25 protein-coding genes and 1 pseudogene are annotated in these 24,585 nt (G+C 59.8%); 14 read left to right on the forward strand and 12 right to left on the reverse strand.

All coding sequences use genetic code 11. The annotated features are described in order from the left end of the window. Nucleotides 1-47: 47 nt before the first annotated feature. The gene (pyrE, locus tag KGB20_RS19955; RefSeq protein WP_034147724.1) at nucleotides 48-692 is read left to right on the forward strand and encodes an orotate phosphoribosyltransferase; all 645 of its coding nucleotides are present in this window, start codon (nucleotides 48-50) and stop codon (nucleotides 690-692) included. A 133-nt stretch (nucleotides 693-825) separates the two neighbouring features. Here the strand turns inward: pyrE and KGB20_RS19960 are convergent, their stop codons facing one another. From KGB20_RS19960 to coaBC, 7 genes and pseudogenes are all read right to left on the reverse strand, one after another. Further along, the gene (locus KGB20_RS19960) at nucleotides 826-1,209 is read right to left on the reverse strand and encodes a hypothetical protein (RefSeq protein WP_150812730.1); all 384 of its coding nucleotides are present in this window, start codon (nucleotides 1,207-1,209) and stop codon (nucleotides 826-828) included. Continuing rightward, nucleotides 1,196-1,768: a hypothetical protein gene (locus KGB20_RS19965; protein ID WP_057712743.1), complete on the reverse strand. Its 573-nt coding sequence runs from the start codon at nucleotides 1,766-1,768 to the stop codon at nucleotides 1,196-1,198. The genes KGB20_RS19960 and KGB20_RS19965 overlap by 14 nt, the downstream gene beginning before the upstream one ends. 18 nt (nucleotides 1,769-1,786) lie before the next feature. Then, complete coding sequence (locus tag KGB20_RS19970) at nucleotides 1,787-2,047, reverse strand: hypothetical protein (protein WP_057712744.1); 261 nt, start codon at nucleotides 2,045-2,047, stop codon at nucleotides 1,787-1,789. A gap of 190 nt (nucleotides 2,048-2,237) precedes the next feature. Beyond that, the gene (argB, locus tag KGB20_RS19975) at nucleotides 2,238-3,143 is read right to left on the reverse strand and encodes an acetylglutamate kinase (protein WP_053163877.1); all 906 of its coding nucleotides are present in this window, start codon (nucleotides 3,141-3,143) and stop codon (nucleotides 2,238-2,240) included. A gap of 17 nt (nucleotides 3,144-3,160) precedes the next feature. Continuing rightward, nucleotides 3,161-4,537, reverse strand: a pseudogene (locus KGB20_RS19980) (phosphomannomutase/phosphoglucomutase); the annotation flags it as partial. Between the two features lie 267 nt (nucleotides 4,538-4,804). Next, complete coding sequence (dut, locus tag KGB20_RS19985; RefSeq protein ID WP_007975171.1) at nucleotides 4,805-5,260, reverse strand: dUTP diphosphatase; 456 nt, start codon at nucleotides 5,258-5,260, stop codon at nucleotides 4,805-4,807. Nucleotides 5,261-5,265: 5 nt separating this feature from the next. Beyond that, nucleotides 5,266-6,474: a bifunctional phosphopantothenoylcysteine decarboxylase/phosphopantothenate--cysteine ligase CoaBC gene (gene coaBC / locus KGB20_RS19990; protein WP_090452162.1), complete on the reverse strand. Its 1,209-nt coding sequence runs from the start codon at nucleotides 6,472-6,474 to the stop codon at nucleotides 5,266-5,268. A 135-nt stretch (nucleotides 6,475-6,609) separates the two neighbouring features. Between coaBC and radC the strand changes: the two genes are divergently transcribed. Next, the gene (radC, locus tag KGB20_RS19995) at nucleotides 6,610-7,284 is read left to right on the forward strand and encodes a RadC family protein (RefSeq protein WP_057712747.1); all 675 of its coding nucleotides are present in this window, start codon (nucleotides 6,610-6,612) and stop codon (nucleotides 7,282-7,284) included. Between the two features lie 135 nt (nucleotides 7,285-7,419). On the opposite strand, the gene KGB20_RS20000 is transcribed toward radC, so the two are convergent. After that, on the reverse strand, nucleotides 7,420-9,006 hold the full coding sequence (locus KGB20_RS20000) for an ABC transporter substrate-binding protein (RefSeq protein WP_150815264.1): 1,587 nt from the start codon (nucleotides 9,004-9,006) through the stop codon (nucleotides 7,420-7,422). Nucleotides 9,007-9,452: 446 nt separating this feature from the next. On the opposite strand from KGB20_RS20000, the gene rpmB reads away from it, so the two are divergent. Both rpmB and rpmG read left to right on the forward strand, forming a co-directional pair. Further along, the gene (gene rpmB / locus KGB20_RS20005; RefSeq protein ID WP_007975166.1) at nucleotides 9,453-9,686 is read left to right on the forward strand and encodes a 50S ribosomal protein L28; all 234 of its coding nucleotides are present in this window, start codon (nucleotides 9,453-9,455) and stop codon (nucleotides 9,684-9,686) included. 11 nt (nucleotides 9,687-9,697) lie between these two features. After that, nucleotides 9,698-9,853, forward strand: coding sequence for a 50S ribosomal protein L33 (rpmG, locus tag KGB20_RS20010; RefSeq protein ID WP_003177274.1), 156 nt, complete (start codon nucleotides 9,698-9,700; stop codon nucleotides 9,851-9,853). 209 nt (nucleotides 9,854-10,062) lie between these two features. Here rpmG and KGB20_RS20015 read toward each other — a convergent pair whose 3' ends face one another. Beyond that, entirely contained in the window at nucleotides 10,063-10,425 is a 363-nt protein-coding gene (locus tag KGB20_RS20015; protein WP_057395874.1) for a cupin domain-containing protein, read from the reverse strand. A 224-nt stretch (nucleotides 10,426-10,649) separates the two neighbouring features. On the opposite strand from KGB20_RS20015, the gene KGB20_RS20020 reads away from it, so the two are divergent. Beyond that, a complete protein-coding gene (locus KGB20_RS20020) occupies nucleotides 10,650-12,143 on the forward strand; it encodes an aldehyde dehydrogenase (protein ID WP_150815262.1) in 1,494 nt (497 codons plus the stop codon). Between the two features lie 186 nt (nucleotides 12,144-12,329). Then, entirely contained in the window at nucleotides 12,330-13,472 is a 1,143-nt protein-coding gene (locus KGB20_RS20025) for an MFS transporter (RefSeq protein WP_150815261.1), read from the forward strand. 141 nt (nucleotides 13,473-13,613) lie between these two features. On the opposite strand, the gene KGB20_RS20030 is transcribed toward KGB20_RS20025, so the two are convergent. Beyond that, complete coding sequence (locus KGB20_RS20030; RefSeq protein ID WP_154909787.1) at nucleotides 13,614-15,047, reverse strand: PLP-dependent aminotransferase family protein; 1,434 nt, start codon at nucleotides 15,045-15,047, stop codon at nucleotides 13,614-13,616. 179 nt (nucleotides 15,048-15,226) lie between these two features. On the opposite strand from KGB20_RS20030, the gene KGB20_RS20035 reads away from it, so the two are divergent. Beyond that, the gene (locus KGB20_RS20035) at nucleotides 15,227-15,472 is read left to right on the forward strand and encodes a DUF1127 domain-containing protein (protein ID WP_154909788.1); all 246 of its coding nucleotides are present in this window, start codon (nucleotides 15,227-15,229) and stop codon (nucleotides 15,470-15,472) included. Nucleotides 15,473-15,615: 143 nt separating this feature from the next. Here KGB20_RS20035 and KGB20_RS20040 read toward each other — a convergent pair whose 3' ends face one another. Beyond that, nucleotides 15,616-16,923: an NAD(P)/FAD-dependent oxidoreductase gene (locus KGB20_RS20040; RefSeq protein ID WP_150815258.1), complete on the reverse strand. Its 1,308-nt coding sequence runs from the start codon at nucleotides 16,921-16,923 to the stop codon at nucleotides 15,616-15,618. A gap of 147 nt (nucleotides 16,924-17,070) precedes the next feature. Between KGB20_RS20040 and KGB20_RS20045 the strand changes: the two genes are divergently transcribed. Continuing rightward, entirely contained in the window at nucleotides 17,071-17,424 is a 354-nt protein-coding gene (locus KGB20_RS20045; RefSeq protein ID WP_057398678.1) for a YkgJ family cysteine cluster protein, read from the forward strand. A 138-nt stretch (nucleotides 17,425-17,562) separates the two neighbouring features. On the opposite strand, the gene KGB20_RS20050 is transcribed toward KGB20_RS20045, so the two are convergent. Continuing rightward, nucleotides 17,563-18,051: an Lrp/AsnC ligand binding domain-containing protein gene (locus KGB20_RS20050; RefSeq protein WP_007975155.1), complete on the reverse strand. Its 489-nt coding sequence runs from the start codon at nucleotides 18,049-18,051 to the stop codon at nucleotides 17,563-17,565. A 157-nt stretch (nucleotides 18,052-18,208) separates the two neighbouring features. Here KGB20_RS20050 and dadA point away from each other — a divergent pair, with 157 nt between their 5' ends. From dadA to KGB20_RS20080, 6 genes are all read left to right on the forward strand, one after another. Beyond that, the gene (dadA, locus tag KGB20_RS20055) at nucleotides 18,209-19,513 is read left to right on the forward strand and encodes a D-amino acid dehydrogenase (protein ID WP_057716537.1); all 1,305 of its coding nucleotides are present in this window, start codon (nucleotides 18,209-18,211) and stop codon (nucleotides 19,511-19,513) included. Next, entirely contained in the window at nucleotides 19,485-19,838 is a 354-nt protein-coding gene (locus KGB20_RS20060; RefSeq protein ID WP_090452150.1) for a RidA family protein, read from the forward strand. Before dadA ends, KGB20_RS20060 begins: the two co-directional genes overlap by 29 nt. A gap of 99 nt (nucleotides 19,839-19,937) precedes the next feature. After that, entirely contained in the window at nucleotides 19,938-21,011 is a 1,074-nt protein-coding gene (alr, locus tag KGB20_RS20065) for an alanine racemase (RefSeq protein ID WP_154909790.1), read from the forward strand. Between the two features lie 128 nt (nucleotides 21,012-21,139). Beyond that, nucleotides 21,140-21,688 (forward strand): cupin domain-containing protein, encoded by a 549-nt coding sequence (locus tag KGB20_RS20070; RefSeq protein WP_008023455.1) that lies wholly within the window; start codon nucleotides 21,140-21,142, stop codon nucleotides 21,686-21,688. 182 nt (nucleotides 21,689-21,870) lie between these two features. After that, nucleotides 21,871-22,293 carry a c-type cytochrome gene (locus KGB20_RS20075; RefSeq protein WP_150815265.1) on the forward strand — a complete coding sequence of 141 codons (423 nt, stop codon included), beginning with the start codon at nucleotides 21,871-21,873 and terminating at the stop codon, nucleotides 22,291-22,293. A 271-nt stretch (nucleotides 22,294-22,564) separates the two neighbouring features. Beyond that, nucleotides 22,565-24,487, forward strand: coding sequence for an acetyl-CoA hydrolase/transferase C-terminal domain-containing protein (locus KGB20_RS20080; protein ID WP_154909792.1), 1,923 nt, complete (start codon nucleotides 22,565-22,567; stop codon nucleotides 24,485-24,487). The last annotated feature ends 98 nt before the right edge of the window (nucleotides 24,488-24,585 follow it).

The raw sequence follows: 24,585 nt of genomic DNA on the forward strand, positions 1-24,585 counted from the left end.
ACGGCGTCAAGCTAATTAGCTAAATCCGTGGTATTTGGGGTTTTTTCATGCAAGCGTATCAGCGCGATTTCATCCGTTTTGCCATCGATCGCGGCGTTTTGCGCTTCGGTGAGTTCACCCTGAAGTCCGGGCGCACCAGTCCTTACTTCTTCAATGCCGGCCTGTTCAACTCGGGTTCGGCCCTGGCGCAGCTGGGTCGTTTCTACGCCGCCGCCATTGCCGAGAGCGGCATTTCGTTCGACGTGCTGTTTGGCCCTGCCTACAAAGGCATCCCGCTGGCGGCGACTACCGCCGTGGCCCTGGCCGAGCATCACAACCGTGACCTGCCATGGTGCTTCAACCGCAAGGAAGCCAAGGCCCACGGCGAAGGCGGCAGCCTGGTTGGCGCACCGCTGACCGGTGAAGTGCTGATCATCGACGACGTGATCACCGCCGGCACCGCCATCCGTGAAGTGATGCAGATCATCGCCTCCCAGGACGGCGCCAAGGCCGCTGGCGTGCTGATCGCCCTGAACCGTCAGGAGCGTGGCAACGGTGAGTTGTCGGCGATCCAGGAAGTCGAGCGTGACTTCGGCATCCCGGTCATCAGCATCGTTTCGCTGAACCAGGTGCTGGAATTCCTGGCGGACGATCCGCAGCTCAAGCAGCATCTGCCAGCTGTGGAAGCCTACCGCGCCCAGTTCGGCGTTTAATACGCCGACCCTGTAGGAGCGAGCCTGCTCGCGATGGACGTCCCAACAACGCGGGTTGTCAGGCACCCCCGCGTTATCGTTGACGTTTTTCGCGAGCGTGCTCGCTCCTACAACGGTCTTTTTGTTTGTGCTGTCAGTGCAGTCTTCGCCATTTTCCTATCAGTTTTAGTGCCAATCCCAGATTGAATAGCGCGAACACCAGCAGTGCCACGACGACTAGAACGTAAAGCGTGCGGTCCACATCGAAATCCCACAGATCCAGTCTGCTGCCACGCATGATTCGAGCGGCGGCCGGCAGGTTGACGTAAAAAAGTGCTGTGAAGGCGCAGGTCAGGGGCAGGGCGCAACCGAGCAGAACGCCTGAAACCTTCTCTCGGCTACGTTTTCTGGCCAGTGGGCCTGGTTGTTTTTCATCCAGTTCCAACGCTTCATGCAATTTTGGCCATGCCAGGTTGAACATGAAGGTGGTCAGGGTCAGCAGCAAACCACTGACCGCGACGATGTCACTGAACGGCATTCAGGCCCAGTGTCCGGCACAGCAGCGCGTGGGAATCCTCGCTGATTTCGAACTGCCCGGCACTGCCTTTGCGTTTGATGATGGGTTTGAAAGTCGGCTCGTTCTGGGTGATCAGCATGTTCAGTTCATCGCGGATGACGTCCGAGCTGATCACCACCAGATACACGGTCTGCGCGTGCTCCGCAGACTCGATCACGGCTCGCATGCTGTGCTGCAGGATCTCGTCCAATTGATTGCGGAAGCGTGAAACCGTGTTTTTCAGCAAGGTTTTGCTTTGGCTCTGAGTCAGCTGGAAAATCGTCGATATCTGCGATTCGGTTGGCAGGGTCTGCCCGAAGTAGCTTTGAATCAGATACAGCAAACGGTCCTGTTTTGCTTCATCGGCCCGGCTCGGCATGCCGCCCTCAACCAGCATTTTCAAGTATTCAGTCAGGCTCGCCTTGGCTATACGCTGTAAGGCATGAGCAATTTCCGTGTCGGAAATCTTCAGGGTTTTCTTGACCGGTTCCTTCTGCTCCTGCTCGAAAGCCTGGGCGTCGATAGTGAACGAGATCTGCATGGCTCAGTGCCTCCGTGGCTATTTTTTGCTCGCAGGGCTGGTTGTCTCGGCCTTTTTGTTCTCGACGGATTTGTCGGTTTTTTCCGGATACGGGTCATTCGGGGCGTCGCCCTGGCCGGTCAATACTTTCCAGGCTTTGCGCGTGTGAGGGGTCTTTTTGAAATCAGGGCAGGGTGGCATTGATGTTTGCGACGGGCCTGAATACTCAAATCCGCAGTCTACGCAGGCGTAGGTGCCTGCTGAAATGTCACTGCCGTATGGAACATGGTCTTTTTGCATGGGTAGATCTCCTGTGGATGCAGGGAAAATCCTATGCAGATTGATTCCTTAATGATGTCGGACGTTTCGTTATCTGAAGTGAGGCATTTCCTGCACGCATAAAAAAGATCGCAGACTTCGTCAGCACCTACGGAAAATTCATACTTCCGTAGGTGCCGCTGAAGGTTGCGATCTTTATGACGTTCTTGAATCAGTGACGCTTGCGATTGCTGATCAGGGTGCCCACGCCGGTATCGGTGAAAATTTCCAGCAGGATCGCGTTCGGCACGCGACCGTCGATGATCAGCGAGCTGCCCACGCCGCCCTGGACCGCTTCCAGTGCGCAACGGATCTTCGGCAGCATGCCGCCATAGATGGTGCCATCGGCGATCAGGTCGTCGACTTGCTGGGTTGTCAGGCCGGTCAGGACCGTGCCCGACTTGTCCATCAGGCCGGCGATGTTGGTCAGCAGCATCAACTTCTCGGCTTTCAATGCCTCGGCGACTTTACCGGCCACCAGGTCAGCGTTGATGTTGTACGACTCGCCGTTGGCGCCGACGCCGATGGGCGCGATCACCGGGATGAAATCGCCCTTGACCAACAGGTTCAGCAGGTCGGTATTGATGCCGACTACTTCGCCCACGTGGCCGATGTCGATGATTTCCGGGGTGGTCATTTCCGGCGTCTGACGGGTAACGGTGAGCTTCTTCGCGCGAATCAGCTCGGCGTCTTTACCGGTCAGGCCGATGGCGCTGCCGCCATGACGGTTGATCAGGTTGACGATGTCCTTGTTGACCTGGCCGCCGAGGACCATTTCAACCACGTCCATGGTCGCGGCGTCGGTGACGCGCATGCCGTCGACGAAATGGCTCTCGATCGACAGGCGCTTGAGCAGGTCACCGATTTGCGGGCCGCCACCGTGAACCACCACCGGGTTGATGCCCACGGCCTTCATCAGCACGATGTCGCGGGCGAAGCCGGTTTTCAGCTCCTCGCTTTCCATCGCGTTGCCGCCGTATTTGATCACCAGTGTCTTGCCGACATAACGGCGGATGTAAGGCAGCGCTTCGGACAGGACCTTGGCGGTGTTGGCGGCGGCTTCGCGTTCGAGGGTCATTCAGGGCTCCGGGTGAATCAGAACGGTAGTTGGAGATCAGGTGCAACACGCTTCAACTGGGCGTGGAAAACGTCCTTGATGCGCTGCAATTCAGCCTCGTCATCGGCCTCGAAACGCAGCACCAGCACCGGTGTGGTGTTGGATGCGCGTACCAGGCCCCAGCCTTTGGCATAGTCGACTCGCACGCCGTCAATGGTGGTCAGGTCGGCGCCTTCGCCCCACTGCGCATCGTGCAATGCATCAATGATGCTGAATTTGCTCTCTTCGGTCACATGGATATTGATTTCCGGCGTAGAAATATCGTTCGGGAAGGTCGCGAACAACTCTTCGGCCGAGGATTTTTCCTTGCTGAGGATCTCCAGCAACCGCGCGGCGCTGTAAATGCCGTCGTCGAAACCGAACCAGCGCTCCTTGAAGAAGATGTGCCCGCTCATTTCGCCAGCTAGCAGGGCGCCGGATTGTTTCATTTTCTTTTTGATCAACGAGTGACCGGTCTTCCACATTAACGACCGGCCACCGTATTCCTTGATCAGCGGAATCAGGCGGCGGGTGCATTTGACGTCGAAGATGATTTCGGCGCCCGGGTTGCGCGCCACAACGTCGCGGGCGAACAGCATCAGCAACCGGTCTGGGTAGACGATGCTGCCGGTGTTGGTCACCACGCCGACGCGGTCGCCATCGCCGTCGAAGGCCAGGCCGATGTCAGCGTTGGTTTCCTTGACCTTGGCGATCAGGTCCACGAGGTTTTCAGGCTTGCCCGGGTCCGGGTGGTGGTTCGGGAAGTTGCCGTCCACTTCGCAGAACAGCGGGATGACTTCGCAGTTCAGCGCTTCGATCAGTTGCGGAGCGATCACACCGGCCGCGCCGTTACCGCAATCGACGACCACTTTCAGGCGACGGGCCAGCTTGATGTCCTGGACGATTTCGGTGGTGTAGCGGTCGAGGATCTCGACCTGGGTGATGCTGCCCTGGCCGCTGCTCAGGTTGTTGGTCTTGAGGCGGTCGTGCAGGGCCTGGATCTGTTCGTTGGCCAGGGTGTCACCGGCGATGACGATCTTGAAACCGTTGTAGTTCGACGGGTTGTGGCTGCCGGTGAGCATCACGCCGGATTTGCCGGCCAGTACGTTGGCGGCGTAGTAAAGCGCCGGAGTCGGGACCAGGCCGACATCACTGACGTGGCAGCCGCTGTCGGCGATGCCTTTGATCAGTTGCGCGACCAGCTCCGGGCCGGACAAACGGCCATCGCGGCCGACGGACACGTTTGGCTCGCCCTGGGCCAGGCTTTGGGAGCCGACGGCGCGGCCGATCCAGTAAGCGGTTTCGGCGTTCAGGAATTCCGGGACGGTGCCGCGGATGTCGTAGGCGCGGAAGATGCTGTCAGGGAACTTGGGTGCGATTTTGGCCGGGGTGTTCATCTGTGGAAATGCTCCATCTCGAAAGTGGCTGGACAGGCCGCCGATTCATTCGGTGGCAGGTTCAAACTGAAAGGTATGACGGCGTTTTCCACAGAGAGTTCGTGGTGTGAAAGGGCCATGACGCCCCTGACGACAAGGGTTTGACCGGGCAATGCCTTGATTTTCGGAGCTAAACCTTGCAGATGACAATTTGAATTTTGTGGCGAGGGAGCCAGATCCCCCCGCCACAAGAAGAGCAAGGCCGGATCAGCGGGTGCCGGTATGGCCGAAGCCGCCGGTGCCGCGCTCGGTTTCAACAAACTCTTCAACCATCTCGAAGTGAGCCTGCACCACCGGTACCAGCACCAGTTGCGCCAGGCGCTCGCCAACCGGCATGGTGAACTCGGTCTGACCACGGTTCCAGCAGGAAACCATCAATGGGCCTTGGTAGTCGGAGTCGATCAGCCCCACCAGGTTGCCCAGCACGATGCCGTGCTTATGGCCCATCCCCGAGCGCGGCAGAATCAGCGCCGCCAGGTTCGGGTCGCCGATATAGACCGACAGGCCGGTGGGGATCAGCACGGTTTCACCCGGCTTGATCACGGTGTCCTGTTCCAGCATGGCGCGCAGGTCGAGGCCGGCGGAGCCCGGTGTGGCGTATTGCGGCAGCGGGAATTCGGTACCGATGCGGGGGTCGAGGATCTTGGCTTGCAAAGCGTGCATGTAAATTAAACCTGGTTCAGACGTTCGGCGATAAAAGTGATCAGCTGGCGAGCAATCTTGCTCTTGCTGGTCTGGGCGAAAAGTGTGGCGTGAAGCTCGCGGTCGATGACGCTGCAGGCGTTTTCTTCGCTGTTGAAGCCAATGCTCGGGTTGGCGACGTCGTTGGCGACGATCAGATCGAGGTTCTTGTCTTTCAACTTGCGTGCAGCGTAATCGAGCAGGTGTTCGGTCTCGGCAGCGAAACCGACACTGAACGGGCGGTCGGGGCGGGTGGCGATGGTGGCCAGGATGTCCGGGTTACGCACCATCTGTAGCAACAAGCCGTCGCCGTTCGTAGGATCTTTCTTGAGTTTCTGTGGGGCGACGACTTCCGGACGGTAATCAGCGACCGCTGCCGAGGCGATGAACAGGTCGCAAGGGATCGCCGCTTCACACGCGGCCAGCATGTCGCGGGCGCTGACCACGTCGATACGGTTGACGCGATCCGGAGTCGGCAGGTGCACGGGGCCGGTGATCAGGGTTACGCGGGCACCAGCCTCCACAGCGGCTTCGGCCAGGGCAAAGCCCATTTTTCCGGAGCTGTGGTTGGTGATGTAGCGCACCGGGTCGATGTTTTCCTGGGTCGGGCCGGCCGTAATCAGCACGTGTTTGCCGGTCAATGCCTGACGCTGGAAGCAGTCGGCGGCGCACTGGGCCAGTTCAAGGGCTTCGAGCATGCGTCCCAAGCCGACGTCGCCGCAGGCCTGGCTGCCGGAGGCTGGGCCGAAAACCTTGATGTCGCGGCTTTCGAGGGTTTGCAGGTTGGCCTGGGTCGCCGGATCGCGCCACATCGCCTGGTTCATTGCCGGCGCGACGGCGACCACTGCGTCGGTGGCCAGCACCAGCGTGGTCAGCAGATCGTCGGCGATGCCTTGGGCCAGGCGGGCGATCAGGTCCGCCGTGGCGGGGGCGATCAGCACCAGATCGGCCCATTTGGCCAGTTCGATATGGCCCATGGCCGCCTCGGCCGCCGGGTCCAGCAGGTCCAGGTGGACCGGGTGTCCGGACAGGGCCTGCATGGTCAACGGGGTGATGAACTCTGCGCCGCCACGGGTCATGACCACGCGCACTTCGGCGCCCTGATCGATCAGGCGGCGAACCAGGTCGGCGCTCTTGTAGGCAGCGATACCGCCGCCGACGCCCAGAACAATGCGTTTCCGATACAGCCGCTGCATAGGCCTGCCTTTCAATTCGTTGGTGACATACGTGGCGAAACCCCCTCCCCAGGGTGAATTCGCCCGCAAAAAAGATGGGCTACGATATCACAGCGACCGCTACGGAACAGCGGTGCCCACAGACAGGGCGGTGCTATGAGTATTCGTGATTGGCCGGCGGCGGAACGGCCGCGGGAGAGGTTGCTTGAGCGGGGCGCGGGAAGCCTTTCGGATGCCGAATTGCTGGCGATCTTTTTACGCACCGGCGTGGTGGGTAAAAGTGCGGTAGATCTGGCGCGACACCTGTTGAATCAGTTTGGCAGCCTGCGTTTGTTGCTTGAAGCCGATCAGGAAGCGTTCAGCAAGCAGTTGGGACTTGGGCCGGCGAAATTTGCGCAGTTACAGGCTGCGCAAGAAATGAGCAGGCGTCATCTGGCCGAGCGTGCGCGCCATAAATCGGCACTGGAGAGCCCGCACGCGGTTCGCGAGTATCTGAAATCGATGCTGCGCCACGAGCCACACGAGGTGTTTGGTTGCCTGTTTCTCGATTCCAGGCATCAGGTACTGGCGTTCGAGACGCTGTTCCGCGGCTCCATCGACAACACCAGCGTTCATCCGCGAGAGGTGGTCAAGCGCGCCCTGGCCAACAACGCAGCGGCATTGATCCTCTGTCACAACCATCCTTCGGGCAACACCGACCCAAGTCAGTCTGACCGGGTGCTGACCAAGCGCCTGCAAAAGGCGCTGGAGTTGATTGACGTGCGGGTGCTCGACCATTTCATCATCGGCGATGGCGACCCGTTGTCGATGGCGGAGTATGGCTGGATGTAGGCAGGATGTGAGAAGCACGCTTTCCATGTGGGAGCGAGCTTGCTCGCGATGGCGTCGGCACATTCAGCATTGATGTTGCCTGAAAGTCCGCTATCGCGAGCAAGCTCGCTCCCACAGGTTTTGTGTTGTGTCAGATTATTTGAGGTTGACCTTGGAGTAATCCTGCCGGCCGAACGGGCTGACCGAATACCCCTCGACATCCTTGCGCGTCAGCGCGAAGGCTGTCGGGTGAGCCAGTGGTAGCCACAGCGCTTGCTGCTGGATCTGAGCCTGGGCCTGTTCGTAGAGTTTGCTACGCACACCTTGCTCACCGGTGGTCTTGCCGGCGCTGATCAGCTTGTCCAGGTCCTGATTGCAGTAGCGGGCGAAGTTGGTGCCGGACTTGACCGCCGCGCAGGAAAACTGCGGCGTGAGGAAGTTGTCCGGGTCACCGTTGTCACCGGCCCAGCCCATGAAAAGCAAGTCGTGCTCACCGGCCTTGGCGCGGCGGATCAGTTCGCCCCATTCGATCACGCGGATTTCGGCCTGAATGCCGATTTCGGCGAGGTCAGACTGCAGCAGTTGGGCGCCAAGGCTTGGATTGGGGTTAAGCAGGCTGCCGGAAGGGCGGGTCCAGATCGTGGTCTGGAAGCCGTCCTTGAGTCCGGCCTTGGCCATCAAGCCCTTGGCCTTGGCGATGTCGTGAGGGTAACCCGGCAGACCTTTCGCGTAGCTCCAGGTGTTGGGCGGATACGGACCGTTGGCCGCCTCGGCAGTGTCTTCGAACACGGCTTTGACATAGTTGGCCTTGTCGAAGGCAAGGTTGATGGCCTGGCGGACTTCAGGCTTGTCCAGTGGCGGATGCTGACTGTTGATGCCGACGAATGCGGTCATGAACGCGTCAGTCTTTTCGACTTTCAGCGTCGGCTCTTTCAGCGCTTCCTGTACGTCCAGAGGCTTGGGCGACAGGGCGATCTGGCATTCGTTGCGGCGCAATTTCTGCAGGCGCACGTTGGCGTCCGGGGTGATGGCAAAGATCAGCGGATCTACAGAGGGTTTGCCACCGAAGTAGTCGGGGTTGGCTTTGTAGCGAACCGAGGCGTCCTTCTGGAAGCGAGTGAAAACGAACGGCCCTGTGCCGATCGGCTGGCTGTTGAGCTTCTCGGGTGTGCCGGCCTTCATCAGTTTGTCGGCGTATTCGGCCGAATAGATCGAGGCGAAGCCCATGCTCAGGGTCGCCAGGAAGGTCGAGTCCGGGTGGTCGAGGGTGAAACGCACGGTCTGGGGATCGAGGGCGTCGATCTTCTTGATCAGTGCAGGCAACTGCATCGATTGCGCATGCGGGAAGCCGCTCTGGGCGACTTTGTGCCACGCATTGGCCGGATCGAGCATGCGGTCGAAGCTGAAAATCACGTCCTCAGCGCTCAGGTCACGCGTCGGGGTGAAGTACTCGGTGCGATGGAATTTCACCTGCGGGTGCAACTTGAACACGTAGATCAGGCCATCGGGGCTGACTTCCCAGCTGTCGGCGAGGCTGGCGACCACCTTGCCACTGGCTGTGTCAAAGTCCACCAGGCGATTCATCAACACATCGGCCGAGGCATTGGTGGTGGTCAGCGAGTTGTACTGCACCACGTCGAACCCTTCAGGGCTGGCCTCGGTGCAGACGCTCAGGGCGGCGGCAAATGCCTGTGGGCTCAGCAGAAGCGGGGCGAGCAACAGCGGTAGGGCAGCAAGGCGCATGGTCGGCTTCCTATACAGGTCGAAGGCCCATCTGCAAGTGCAGTCTGGAAAAGGCCTACCCTAGTGGGCTCTTTTGCAAATGACTATCCCCTTTTTCATTTTAAGGGGACTATAGGCGACTGATTTTGCTGTGCAGCGGTTGAGCAAACCCCTTGGATGGCTCGCTGAACGATTTTCTGCGACGAGCGGTCGCCATCGACGATAGCCTTTGTCCAAGGCGCTCGGAGCCAGAAAAACGGGGTTTTTGTGAATTCAACGCACACTGAATGTTGTTGCTCTCTAGTCTTTCTGGTATAAAGCAGCGCTCTTTTCTAGGGGCCCGGTTCCTTCACTGTAGGTGTAGCCGGTAAGACCTCTAAAGAAACGCGGCGCCTGGCGCCAAATGACTGAGAGATTAAGCGGCCAACCCATGCCGGGTTGGGCATGTGGTTTTAGAGGGCTGAGGCATGTCTAGAGTCTGTCAAGTTACCGGTAAGGGTCCGGTGACTGGGAATAACATTTCCCACGCAAACAACAAAACCCGTCGTCGTTTCCTGCCGAACCTGCAGCATCACCGCTTCTGGGTTGAAGAAGAGAAACGTTTTGTGCGTCTGCGCGTATCTGCCAAAGGCATGCGTATCATCGACAAGCGTGGCATCACTGTCGTGCTGGCCGAACTTCGCCGCGATGGCAAGGTTTAAGGGAGCTAATCATGCGTGAATTGATTCGTTTGATTTCGAGCGCCGGTACTGGTCACTTCTACACTACCGACAAGAACAAGCGTACTACTCCGGACAAAATCGAGATCAAGAAATATGATCCGGTTGTTCGCAAGCACGTGATCTACAAAGAAGGCAAAATCAAGTAATTGATTTTTCCCTCTTACGAAAAAGGCCCGTATCGCGAGATACGGGCCTTTTTTGTTGCCTGTGGGTTATGCAGTGCCTGTCAGGGCCCTTTCGCGAGCAAGCCCGCTCCCACACTTGATTGTCGCCGGACACAAATGTGGTGTTCACTGAAGCTCGAATGTGGGAGCGGGCTTGCTCGCGAAGGGGCCAGCCCTGACAACGCAAGTCCTCAAGCCTTCTGTTCAAACGCCACATAGATCTTGCGGCATGGCTCCAGCACTTCCCAGGTGCCGCGAAAGCCTGCCGGGATCACGAAGCGATCACCCACACGCAGCGTCTTGGCGTTGCCGTCGAGGTCACGTATCACGGAAACCCCCTGCACGATTTCGCAGTATTCGTGCTCGGTGAAGTTTACCGTCCACTGGCCGACAGCCCCTTCCCACACGCCGGCGTTCAATTGGCCGCAAGGGCTGTTGTAGTGGTTGTACACCACTTGCTCAGGATCACCCTTCAGTACTTTGGTCGGATCCGGGCGATAGCGTTCGGCGGCGGTGGTGGCCTGGCTGAAGTCGACGATATTCTGGATGCTCATTGTTGTATTCCCCCGTCATTGCGTTGGTGTTGCCAAAGTCTATGTTTATTAAAATGAACATCGCAAGGCCGTTTGCCGGCGTTATGTCAAATATATTGAAACTTCACCTGCCGCTGGTTTAGGGTGGTGGTTGCCTTGGGCCGACAAGCAGGCTGGCCGGGCAGAATTCCTGACAGCGCCCGCGAAGAACGCGGGTGTCGTATCAATAAGAGGAGGACACTCGCATGACCACCCTGACCCGTGCCGACTGGGAACAACGTGCCCGCGACCTGAAAATCGAAGGCCGCGCCTATATCAATGGCGAATACACCGACGCCGTTTCCGGCGAGACATTCGAGTGCGTCAGCCCGGTCGATGGCCGTCTGCTCGGCAAGATTGCCAGTTGTGACGCCGCCGATGCCCAGCGCGCCGTGGAAAACGCTCGCGCCACGTTCAATTCCGGTGTCTGGTCGCGTCTGGCGCCGACCAAACGCAAGTCCACCATGATCCGTTTTGCCGGCCTGCTCAAACAGCACGCCGAAGAGCTGGCCCTGCTTGAAACCCTGGACATGGGCAAGCCGATCAGCGATTCCCTGTACATCGACGTTCCCGGCGCGGCGCAAGCCTTGAGCTGGAGCGGCGAAGCCATCGACAAGATCTACGACGAAGTGGCAGCCACTCCGCACGATCAGTTGGGCCTTGTGACCCGTGAGCCGGTGGGTGTGGTGGGCGCCATCGTGCCGTGGAACTTCCCGCTGATGATGGCGTGCTGGAAACTCGGTCCTGCGCTGTCCACCGGTAACTCGGTGATCCTCAAGCCGTCCGAAAAATCCCCGCTGACCGCCATCCGCATCGCTGAACTGGCTGTCGAAGCCGGCATCCCGAAAGGCGTGCTGAACGTGCTGCCGGGTTACGGTCACACCGTCGGCAAGGCCTTGGCCCTGCACAACGACGTCGACACCCTGGTATTCACCGGCTCGACCAAAATCGCCAAGCAATTGCTGATCTACTCCGGCGAGTCGAACATGAAGCGAGTCTGGCTCGAAGCCGGCGGCAAGAGCCCGAATATCGTGTTCGCCGATGCGCCGAATCTGCAGGATGCTGCCGAAGCCGCTGCTGGTGCCATCGCCTTCAACCAGGGCGAAGTCTGCACCGCCGGTTCGCGCCTGCTGGTGGAGCGTTCGATCAAGGATAAATTCCTGCCGCTGGTGATCGAGGCGCTGAAGGCCTGGAAGCCGGGCAATCCGCTGGATCCGGCGACCAATGTTGGCGCGCTGGTCGATACCCAACAGATGAATACCGTACTGTCTTACATCGAGTCCGGTCATGCCGACGGCGCCAAGCTGGTGGCCGGTGGCAAGCGTACGCTCCAGGAAACTGGCGGCACTTACGTTGAGCCGACGATTTTCGATGGCGTAAGCAACGCGATGAAAATCGCCCAGGAAGAAATCTTCGGGCCGGTACTGTCGGTCATCGCATTCGACAGCGCCGAAGAAGCCATCGCGATTGCCAACGACACACCGTACGGCCTGGCCGCTGCGGTCTGGACGGCCGACATTTCCAAGGCCCACCTCACCGCCCGCGCACTGCGTGCCGGTAGCGTGTGGGTCAACCAGTACGATGGCGGCGACATGACCGCTCCGTTCGGTGGCTTCAAGCAATCCGGCAACGGCCGCGACAAGTCCCTGCACGCGTTCGACAAATACACCGAGCTGAAGGCGACCTGGATCAAGTTGTAAGCCGTTAAGGGAGGTCTGTTGTAGAGCAGGCCTCCCGAACGACACAGATCCCTTGTGGGAGCGAGCTTGCTCGCGATAGCGGTGTAACAGTCGACTTCAATGTTGAATGTTGCTCCGTCATCGCAAGCAAGCTCGCTCCCACAATGTTTTGTGTTGTACATAAAAATATCCACAGGAGCGTGGAACATGCGTTGGGCGACTTATTTCGCCGTTTTGGCATCTGTCCTGAGTGTCGGCCTGGCCCTGGGTGTCAGCATGCCGCTGGTGTCGTTTCGCCTGGAAAGCTGGGGCTACGGCTCGTTTGCCATTGGCGTGATGGCCGCGATGCCAGCCATCGGCGTCCTGCTGGGGGCGAAAATCTCCAGCCATCTGGCGGCGCGATTCGGCACGGCCAATCTGATGCGCCTGTGCCTGTGGGCCGGGGCGGTTTCGATCGGTTTGCTGGCGCTGTTGCCGAGCTATCCGATCTGGTTGGTGCTGCGGCTGATGATCGGGGTGATCCTGACCCTTGTATTCATCATCGGTGAAAGCTGGATCAACCAACTGGTGGTCGAGCAATGGCGCGGGCGGCTGGTGGCGCTGTATGGCAGCAGCTACGCATTGAGTCAGCTGGCGGGGCCGGTGTTGTTGGGCTTCCTCGGTACCGAGCATGACTATGGCTTTTGGGTGGGCGTCGGCTTGCTGATGGGGGCTCCGTTCCTGTTGCTGGGCCGCAGTGGCGCGCCGAGCAGTGAAGCCAGCAGCGTGACCCTGCGTGATTTGCTTGAGTTTTGTCGTGGCCTGCCGGCGATTGCCTGGGCGGTGTCGCTGTTCGCCGCGTTCGAGGCGATGATTTTGACGCTGTTGCCGGTTTACTGCCTGCGCCAGGGCTTCACCACGGAGATTGCTCTGGCGATGGTCAGTACGGTGGTCGTCGGCGATGCGGTGCTGCAATTGCCGATTGGTGCGTTGGCCGATCGTTTGTCGCGACGGGCGTTGTTCACCGGCTGCGCAGTCGTCTTGCTGGTGTCGAGCCTGGCGATTCCGATGCTGATCGACACGCTGCTTATCTGGCCGCTGTGGGTCTTGTTTGGCGCCAGTGCCGGTGGCTTGTTCACCTTGTCACTGATCCTGATCGGCGAGCGTTATCGCGACGATGCACTGGTGCGGGCCAACGCGCATATTGCACAGCTGTGGGGGATTGGTTGTCTGGTCGGGCCGCTGCTGGCGGGTGCCGGCAGCCAGTGGATCAACGGCCATGCGTTGCCGTTGCTGATGGCAGTGGGGGCCTTGGGCGTGCTGATTGTGGTGTCGCGGCAAGGGGCGTTTGGCGCCGCTCAGCCAGCCTGATTAGCATCGCAGGACTGTGGCGGTCGAGTCTTACAACATCGTCCCCAGCCAACCGAATTGCTCAGCCAGGCATTGAAGCGCCGCCACCAACTCCGTTTGGCGGCGCAGATAGGCATATGTACGCTGATTCCCGAAGAAAGCTCAGTCGCTGAGCTGATCGTTTTCCGCCAGCAGTCTGATCGCTGTCGTACCGACCTTGCGTACTGCGTCTTCGATCTGCGGTGTTGGCTTGGCAGCGTAGTTCATGCGCAGGCAATTGCGGTACTTGCCCGAGGCGGAAAAAATACTGCCCACGGCAATCTGTACGCCCTGGTCGTGCAATGCACGATTCAGTTTCAGGGTGTCGAAACCTTCCGGTAGTTCGACCCACAGCATGAAGCTGCCCTGTGGGCGACTGGCGCGGGTGCCGGCCGGGAAGTAGCGGGTCACCCAATCAATCATCATGTCGCGATTGCGCTGGTATTGCGTACGCATCCGCCGCAAATGCGGTTCAAAGTGGCCACCTTTCAGAAATTCGGCGATGGCGATCTGTGGTTGTGGCGCGGTGGATCCGGTGCTGATGTATTTCATGTGCAGTACCCGTTCCAGATAGCGACCGGGCGCGACCCAGCCGATGCGCAGGCCGGGTGCCAGGGTCTTGGAAAACGAACTGCACAACAGGACGCGACCGTCCTCGTCGAAGGACTTGATCGTGCGCGGACGCGGGTAGGTGTAGGCGAGCTCGCCATACACATCGTCCTCGATGATCGCCACGTCATAGCGCTGTGCAAGCGTCAACAACGCGCGTTTGCGCGACTCCGGCATGATGTAGCCCAACGGGTTGTTGCAGTTGGGGGTCAACTGTATGACCTTGATCGGCCACTGTTCCAGGGCCAGTTCCAGCGCTTCGAGGCTGATGCCGGTCAGTGGATCGGTGGGGATTTCCAGGGCCTTCATGCCCAGGCCCTTGAGGGTCTGCATCGCGCCGTGAAAGCTCGGCGAGTCCACCGCGACAATGTCGCCGGGCTCGCAGATCGCGCGAACGCTGGTGGACAGCGCTTCATGGCATCCAGTGGTGACCACCAGCTCGCTGGCGCTCAACTGGCAGCCGGAGTCGAGCATCAGGCGAGCGATCTGTTCGCGCAGTTCGAGGTTGCCATGGATATTGTCGTAATACAGGCCGGGCATGTCCTGCCGCCGGCTGATTCGCGCCAGGTCACGCAGCAGCGGTTTCATGGTCGCACTGGTGATGTCCGGCATGCCGCGACCCAGTTGCACCACGTCTTTGCGCGGAACGGCGCGAATCAACTCCAGCACTTGATCCCATTGGGAAATGTCCACCGGCCGTTGGGCCGGGCGGCCGACTGCCGGCAAATCCGGCAGTTCGCGGCTGGCCGGGACGAAGTACCCGGACTTGGGCCGAGGCATGGCCAGCCCGCTGTCCTCCAGCACCCGATAGGCCTGCTGCACTGTGCTCAGGCTGACGCCGTGCTCGACGCTCAGCGCCCGAACCGAAGGCAGCCGGTCACCGGGGCGATAGAAGCCCTGCTCGATACGTGTGCCGAGCAATTCGGCGAGGTTGACGTAAAGGGTCATGGTGCAGCCTCGATAAGGGTGATTTGGTTAACCAGTACAGATCGGGCAAAAAATCGGGATTCAGTGGCGGAATCGGCAAAACTGTATGGAGTTAATACAGCTGTTTTGAATCTGTAATGCTTTTGCGCGCCCACGCATCATGGAACCTCTGGCTACCCAAGTAAACAGGAGCATCCAAGATGAACGGTTTGAGCGATGTGCGGCTGACGTTACACAGTCAGGAGCTGGCGACCGGGCAGAACAACGGCACGCGGGAGGGGGGCATGGGCAATGCGTCGTCCGACCTTAGTCGCTGGGATCGGTTCTGGCGTCGCCTGCACACGCGCAAGGCGTTGCTGGCCCTGACGGTTGACCAGCTCAAGGACGTCGGGCTGACACGGGAGCAGGCGCGAGAGGAGGGGCTGAAGCCTTTCTGGCGGATCTGAGTTTTGCGGTGTTCTTCAGGGCCTCATCGCGAGCAAGCTCGCTCCCACAAGGAACGGTGGTGAACACAAATTTTGTGAACACTGCCAAACACTGTGGGAGCGAGCTTGCTCGCGATGGCGTCGGTACAGGCCCAGCTAAACCTTCAGACCAACTCTTTAAACCGATGCCACAACATCCCCAATGCCAGCAACGGTGAACGCAAATGCTTGCCACCCGGGAATGTGATGTGCGGCACCTTGGCAAACAGATCGAAGCCGCCGCTGTGCTGGCCGCTGATGGCTTCGGCCAGCAGCTTGCCGGCCAGGTGTGTGGCGTTCACGCCATGACCGGAATAGGCCTGGGCGTAATACACATTCGGCTGGTCCTTGAGTCGCCCGATCTGCGGCAGGCGGTTGGCGCCGATACCGATCATGCCGCCCCATTGGTAATCGATCTTCACTGCACTCAGTTGCGGGAAGACCTCCAGCATTTTCGGACGCATGTACGCAGCGATGTCTTTCGGGTCGCGGCCGGAGTAATGGCAGGCGCCGCCAAACAGCAGGCGCCGGTCCGCCGAGAGCCGGTAGTAGTCCAGCGCCACTCGCTGGTCACAGACCGCCATGTTCTGCGGCAACAGGGCGTGGGCCTGTTCTTCGCTCAGTGGTTCGGTGGCGATGATGTAGCTACCGGCGGGCAGGACTTTGCCGCTGAGTTCCGGGTTGAGGTCATTGAGGTAGGCATTGCAACCCAGTACCAGGGTCTTGGCGCGCACCGAGCCCTCGGCGGCATGGACCTTGACCTCTGGGCCATAGTCGATGCGGGTCACGGCCGAGTGCTCGAACAACTGGACCCCCAGTCGTTGTGCCGCGGATGCTTCGCCCAAGGCCAGGTTCAGTGGATGCAGGTGCCCCGAGCCCATGTCGATCAGGCCGCCGACGTAACGCGTAGAGCCGACCACGGTGTGCATCTCGTTGGCTTGCAGCAAGCGGGTCTCGTAGCGATAACCGAGGCTGCGCAGCTCTTCGGCATCCTCGGCGAAACCTTCAAGGTCACGGGGCTTGTTGGCGAGGTCGCAGTAACCCCAGGTCAGGTCACAGGGGATCTGGAAGTGCTCGACCCGTTGCCGGACGATTTCCACGGCTTCCAGGCCCATGAGTTTCATTTGTCGCACGCCTTCGACGCCGATGATGTTGGTGAACTGATCGAGGCCGTGGCCGACGCCGCGAATCAGTTGCCCGCCATTTCGACCGCTGGCGCCCCAGCCGATTCTATGGGCTTCAAGCAACACTACACTGAGGCCGCGTTCGGCCAGCTCAAGCGCCGTGTTCAACCCCGAAAACCCACCGCCCACTACACAGACATCGGCCAGCACTTCGCCTTTGAGCGCCGGAAGTTCGGGCTGCGGCAGGCTGCTGGCGGCGTAGTAGGAGGCGATGTGGTCCGGAGCAGGCTGCTGAGCACGAGGGTTCATGTGCGTGATCCTGGTGTTGATGTTTAGAAAACTTGACGGAGCATAAGCCGGACCTTCCCGGACGGGCAACATTGGTCGGCTGCTGCTGTCTGGATCGGGGCTTTTGCGTCAGAATCGCGCTCTATTCCGCTATTGGTCACCGCTTCAATGAGCTGCAACAGCCAGACAATCCGCACATTGCGACAGCAGATTCCCTCGTTCGAGTGCGTTCCCGGCTGCCATGACTGCTGCGGCCCGGTGACCACCTCGCCGGAAGAAATGTCACGCCTGCCGCGCAAGACCCGCGCCGAGCAGGATGCCGCCATGGAAGAACTCAACTGTGTGCATCTGGGGCCCAATGGTTGCACGGTGTATGACGAGCGGCCGCTGATCTGCCGGTTGTTCGGCACCACCAAGACCCTGCCGTGCCCCAATGGGCGGGGGCCAGTGGAGTTGATTCATCCGCGGGTGGAGAAGCAGGTGTTCGAGTACATGGCCTCGAACCGGCAGGTGTTGGTTTAAGAGAGACCGAGTCGCCTGCATTCGCGAGCAAGCCCGCTCCCACATTCGATCTTCAGTGAACACAGAGTTTGTGTTTGACACTGATCCACTGTGGGAGCGGGCTTGCTCGCGAAAGCGGCCGAATAGACACCGCAATACTCAATCCGGAATCGGCAGAGTCAGGCTCTCTTTCACCTCTTCCATCACGATGTAACTCTTGGACTCGCGCACGTGGGGCAGCTTGAGCAGGATGTCGCCCAGCAATTTGCGGTACGAGGCCATCTCGGAAATCCGCGCCTTCACCAGGTAGTCGAAATCCCCTGACACCAGGTGACACTCCAGCACATGGGGCAATTTCAGCACCGCACGCCGGAACTCTTCGAAAGTATCGCCGGATTTGTAGTCCAGGCTGATCTCGACGAACACCAGCAGACTACCCTTCAGATGCTGCGGATTGAGCCTGGCGTTGTAGCCCATGATGATCCCTTCGCGCTCCAGACGCCGGACCCGCTCGGTACAGGGCGTGGTCGAGAGCCCGACCTTTTCCCCAAGCTCGGTAAAGGAAATCCGCCCGTCCGCTTGCAGGATCCGCAGGATGTTGCGGTCGATCTTGTCCAGCTCACGTTTGGTCTGAGTGTTGGTACGCATAGGGGATGCGCCTCCGTGAAAAGGGTTTTTGCCGAGAATTGTCGCCAAATATAGGCGCTTATATAGTGAAATGCACTGGCAAATCTTTTTTACACTGCGCACATCTGAAGCTCTGAATAACAAACGTCAGCGGTTAGCCGCGATGAGGGATATGAAAATGCGCGTCATGGTCTTGGGTAGCGGCGTCATCGGTACCACCAGTGCTTATTATCTGGCCCGTGCCGGGTTTGAAGTGGTGGTTGTGGACCGGCAGCCGGCCGCTGCCATGGAGACCAGTTTCGCCAATGCCGGGCAGGTCTCGCCGGGTTATGCCTCGCCGTGGGCCGCGCCGGGCGTGCCTCTCAAGGCCATCAAGTGGCTGTTGCAGCGCCACGCGCCGCTGGCGATCAAGGCCACGGCCGACATCGACCAGTACCTGTGGATGGCACAGATGCTGCGCAATTGCACTGCCAGCCGTTACGCGGTGAACAAGGAGCGCATGGTCCGTCTGTCCGAGTACAGCCGTGACTGCCTCGATGAACTGCGTGCCGAAACCGGCATTGCCTACGAAGGCCGTAGCCTTGGTACGACCCAACTGTTCCGCACCCAGGCTCAACTGGACGGCGCCGCGAAAGATATCGCCGTGCTGAAAGAGTCCGGCGTGCCGTTCGAATTGCTCGACCGCGAAGGCATTGCCCGCGTTGAGCCGGCCTTGGCCAGCGTCACCGATATCCTCGCCGGTGCCCTGCGCCTGCCGAACGACCAAACCGGCGACTGCCAGATGTTCACCACCAAGCTCGCCGAGATGGCCGCGAACCTCGGTGTGCAATTCCGTTTCGGCCAGGACATTCAGCGCCTCGACTTCGCCGGTGACCGCATCAACGGCGTATGGATCGACGGCAAGCTGGAAACCGCCGACCGCTACGTGCTGGCCCTCGGCAGCTACTCGCCGCAACTGCTCAAACCACTGGGGATCAAGGCGCCGGTGTACCCGCTCAAGGGCTACTCCCTGACCGTGCCGATCACCAACCCGGCAATGGCCCCGACTTCGACCATTCTCGACGAGACCTACAAGGTCGCGATCACCCGTTTCGACAACCGCATCCGCGTTGGCGGCATGGCGGAGATCGCCGGTTTTGACCTGTCGCTGAATCCGCGCCGGCGCGAAACCCTGGAGATGATCGTCAACGACCTTTATCCTCAGGGCGGCAATCTGGCCGAAGCGAGCTTCTGGACCGGCCTGCGTCCGACCACTCCAGATGGCACGCCAATCGTAGGCGCCACACCGTTCAAGAACCTGTTCCTGAACACCGGTCACGGCACGCTGGGCTGGACCATGGCCTGTGGCTCCGGTCGCTTGCTGGCGGACCTGATGGCCAAGAGAAAGCCGCAGATCAGCGCCGAAGGCCTCGATATTTCCCGTTATGGCAACAAAACCCAGGAGTCTGCTAAGCATGTCAGTCCAGCGCCAGCTCACCAATGAGCGCATGAGTCAGATCGTCACCCATAACGGCACGGTTTACCTGGCCGGACAGGTGGGCGACGACATGAACGCCGGGATTGAACAGCAGACCCGCGAAACACTGGCCAACATCGAGCGGTTGCTCGATCTGGCCGGCACCGACAAGCACAATCTGCTGTCGGTGACGATTTACCTGAAGGACATCGACGCGCATTTCGAAGGCATGAACGCGGTGTGGGACAAGTGGTTGCCAAAAGGCGTCGCTCCCGCCCGAGCCACCGTTGAATCGAAATTGTGCGAACCGGAAATCCTGGTCGAGTTGTCGGTTGTCGCCGCTCTGCCATAAGCCTGTCAGAAAAGATCCCTCTCCCGGTGCTGTTGGTGGTTAACGCTGTCAGCCAGCACCGGTTTTTCTTCCCGATAACCCGACCAGAAGTCTGCCGCCATGCGTCCTGCCCGTGCCCTGATCGACCTTCAAGCCCTGCGTCACAACTACCGGATCGCCCGTGAACTCACGGGGGCTCGTGCCCTCGCGGTGATCAAGGCCGATGCCTATGGCCATGGCGCGGTGCGTTGCGCCCAGGCGCTGGAAGCCGAGGCGGACGGGTTTGCCGTGGCCTGCATCGAAGAGGCGTTGGAGTTGCGGGCGGCGGGAATTCGCGCGCCGATCCTGCTGTTGGAAGGCTTTTTCGAAGCCGATGAGCTGGCGCTGATCGTCGAGCATGATTTCTGGTGCGTGGTGCATTCGCTGTGGCAGCTCGAAGCCATCGAGAAAGCAGCGTTGAGCAAGCCGATCACCGTGTGGCTGAAGCTCGATTCGGGTATGCATCGCGTGGGGCTGCACCCGGCGGATTATCAAGCGGCCTATCAACGGCTGCTGGCCAGCGGCAAGGTCGCAAAAGTGGTACTGATGAGCCACTTTGCGCGTGCCGACGAACTGCACGAACAGGCCAGCGCGGAGCAGGTGGCGGTATTTGAAGCGGCGCGCAAGGGCTTGTCCGCCGAGGTCAGCCTGCGCAACTCGCCGGCGGTGCTCGGTTGGCCGCAGATACCGAGTGACTGGGTGCGCCCAGGCATCATGCTGTATGGCGCCACGCCCTTCGAAGAAGCCAACGAAGTAGCATCGCGGCTGCAACCGGTCATGACCCTGGAATCGAAGGTGATCAGTGTGCGCGAGTTGCCGGCTGGCGAGCCCGTCGGTTACGGCGCCAAATTCATCACCCCCAAACCGATGCGTATTGGCGTGGTGGCCATGGGTTACGCCGACGGCTACCCACGTCTGGCACCAACCGGCACCCCCGTGCTGGTTGCCGGGCAGCGCAGCCAGTTGATCGGCCGGGTATCGATGGACATGCTCTGCATCGACCTGACCGATGTACCGCAGGCCGGTCTCGGTTCGACCGTCGAGTTGTGGGGCAAGAACATTCTCGCCAGTGATGTGGCCATGGCTGCCGGCACGATTCCTTACCAGATCTTCTGCAACCTGCGCCGAGTGCCACTGCTCTATTCCGGGGCTTAGTGAGCAGGGCTCCAGACCGGAAGTCGCCTCGCTGAGCAGGATTCAGGTCAAGGTGTTGTAAATACTGAACGCTGTCGCCATGATAACGCTCACTATTCCAACATTTCTGAATCCTGGAGGCGCTAGCTTTGGACGTCGGTGAACGACTGCAATCCATCCGTAGGCTCAAAGGCCTTTCCCAGCGTGAACTCGCCAAACGGGCGGGGGTCACCAACAGCACGATTTCGATGATCGAAAAGAACAGCGTGAGCCCTTCGATCAGTTCGCTGCGTAAAGTGCTGGGCGGGATTCCCATGTCCATGGTCGAGTTCTTTTCCGAAGAAATCCTGCAGGAAAAACCGACTCAGATCGTCTACAAGGCCAATGAGCTGATCGACATTTCCGATGGCGCAGTGACCATGAAACTGGTCGGCCGGGCGCACCCGAGCCGGGCCATCGCATTCCTCAATGAAATCTATCCGCCAGGCGCCGACACCGGTGACGAGATGCTCACCCATGAGGGCGAGGAAACCGGCATCCTGGTCGAAGGAAAACTGGAACTGGTGGTCGGTCTCGAAACTTTTGTCCTCGAAGCCGGCGATAGCTACTACTTTGAAAGTACCAAGCCACACCGTTTCCGTAATCCGTTCGATGTGCCAGCGCGACTAATCAGCGCAGCCACACCAGCGAATTTCTAAGAAAAGAGGCGTCCTGCCAGCATCGCAGAGGCGCCCGGGCTGTTTTTCCGTCGCGGCCTAAGACCCCTCCGACTTTGGGGTTGTTTCAGTGCGGCGGGCTTACCGCTATACTTGCGCCCGCCTGCGAACCGTGGCCGTAGGCGTGACTAGCCACCATTGAGGGTGAACGCGTGAACCTAATTATGAAAATGCTGGCTGCACCAGCAACCGTATTGGCCCTATGGGCTGTCAGTGTCAGCGCTCAGGCTGCGACCAACGACGATATTGCCAAACGCCTTGAGCCAGTCGGCCAGGTTTGTGTTCAGGGTAAAGAGTGCAAGGGCATGGAAGTGGCCGCTTCCGCTGGCGGCGGTGGTGGAGCGAAAACCCCGGATGAAGTGATTGCAAAACATTGCAACGCTTGCCACGGTTCAGGCCTGTTGGGCGCGCCGAAAATCGGTGATGCCGCCGCTTGGGGCGAGCGTGCCAAGAAAGAAGGTGGTGTTGACGGCTTGCTCGCCAAGGCGATCTCCGGCATCAACGCGATGCCGCCAAAAGGCACCTGCGCCGATTGTGCAGACGCCGAGCTCAAAGGCGCCATCCAGAAGATGTCCGGCCTGAAATAAGGCGCCGCATCGTTCGCAAAAAACCGTCCCAGGACGGTTTTTTTGTGCCTGCAATTCCGCGCTGACCCTTGTAGGCGCGAGCTCGCTCGCGATGGTCGTCAACGATAACGCTGGAAACCTGGCACCCCGCGGTGCTCTCAGGTTCTTCGCGAGCGAGCTCGCTCCTACAAGGTCTTTGTGGCAGCCGATTGGCATTAACGGGCTGTTCATCACAGCGAATCCCCGGCAAGCTCGGTCCAACCCCACGTCATGGAATGTAAGGGAGGACCTGATGGTGCAGCTGTGTTCAATCGAGCAAGCGGTCGATGACGTGTTGGCGAGATTGCCGACGCATATTCACATGGGCTTGCCTCTGGGGTTGGGTAAACCCAATCACTTCGTCAACGCGCTGTATCAACGAATCGCACAGTTGCCCGAGCGACGACTGACGATCTACACCGCGTTGTGTCTGGGGCGTCCACCCTTGGGCGATGGTTTGCAAAAGCGATTTCTAGAACCCTTTGTCGAACGTGTGTTCGGCGATTATCCGGAGCTGGAGTTTCTCGCCGACCTGCGTCGCGAGGGTTTACCGGGCAACATCCACATCCAGCAGTTCTTCATGCAGCCTGGCAGCCTGCTCAACAGTGCTACGGCGCAACAGGATTACGTCAGCAGCAACTACAGCCATGCGGCCCGGGACATCAACGCCGCCGGGTTGAATCTGGTGGCGCAACTGGTGGCCAGCCATGCCGAGCATCCCGACCGCTTGAGCCTCAGTTGCAACCCGGACATCACCCTCGACCTATTGCCGATGATCGCCAAGCGCCGCGCCGCCGGAGAAACCATCCTGATGGTCGGCCAAGTACACAACGATCTGCCTTACATGCCCGGCGATGCGGAACTGGACATCGACACCTTTGACCTGCTGATCGATGAGAAGGACAACACCACGCTGTTTTCCACGCCAAACATGCCGGTGGGCTTTCAGGACCATTTCATCGGCCTGCACGCCAGCACTCTGGTGCGTGACGGCGGCACCTTGCAGATCGGCATCGGTTCCATGGGTGATGCGCTGACGGCGGCGCTGCTGGCGCGGCAAGCCGACAACGACGGATACAGGGCTTTGCTGGCAGACGTAAACCTCAGCCACTGGGCGCAACTGATCGAGCGCGAAGGCGGCATCGAGCCCTTCGCCAAAGGCCTGTATGGCTGCAGCGAAATGTTCGTCAACGGCTTGTTGGTGCTGGCCGATGCCGGGATCGTGCGGCGCAAGGTTTATCCGGACGCGGCGACCCAACAGCAGGCGAATGCCGGCACCCTCGACGAGGCTGCGCAAACCGATGGCATCTCGGTGCACGGCGGATTCTTCCTTGGGCCGCGCAGCTACTATGAACGCTTGCGTGAGTTGCCGCAGAGCAAGCGGCTTGAATTCAACATGACCCGCATCAGCTACATCAACGAGCTCTACGGCCAGGAAGAACTCAAGCGCTTGCAACGTCTCGATGCGAGGTTCATCAACACCGCGTTCACCGTGACCCTGCTCGGTTCCGCGGTGGCGGATCAGCTCGAAGACGGACGTGTGCTCAGCGGCGTAGGCGGGCAATACAACTTCGTGGTGCAGGGGCATGCGTTGCAAGGCGCGCGTTCGGTGTTGCTGCTGCGCAGCTGGCGTGAGTCTGGAGGCGACGTCAACTCGAACATCGTCTGGGAGTATGGTCACTGCACGATTCCGCGGCATCTGCGGGACATCGTGGTCACCGAGTACGGCATCGCCGACCTGCGGGGCAAGACCGATGCGGCGGTGATTGAAGCACTGTTGAATATCAGCGACTCACGTTTCCAGTCGGGGCTGATCGCGCAGGCACAGAAAGTCGGCAAACTGCCCAAGGACTTCCGTCTCGATCCGCGCTTTACCGATAACAGCCCGCAGCGTTTGCAGGAGATTCAGGCGCGGCATCCGCAGCTATTTCCAGAGTACCCACTGGGTTGTGATTTCACCGAGGTCGAGCGGGATGTGTTGCGGGCGCTGAACTGGCTCAAGAGCAAGTTCAAGCTGAGCGAGGTGCTGGAGTTGGGCAAGGCAGCGCTGGATGCGCCGGAGCCTGCGTTGTTTCCAGAGCATCTGGAGCGGATGCAATTGACCGATCCGGAAGGCCTCAAGGAAGATTTGTTTCAGCGGCTGTTGCTCACGGGCCTGAAAGCCACTGCGCAATAACAGCCAACACAAAACAAATGTGGGAGCGGGCTTGCTCGCGAAAGCGATGTGTCAGTCGACATCAACTTTGACTGACACATCGCTTTCGCGAGCAAGCC

Source organism: Pseudomonas sp. BF-R-30, assembly GCF_019956175.1.
GTDB lineage: Bacteria > Pseudomonadota > Gammaproteobacteria > Pseudomonadales > Pseudomonadaceae > Aquipseudomonas > Aquipseudomonas jessenii.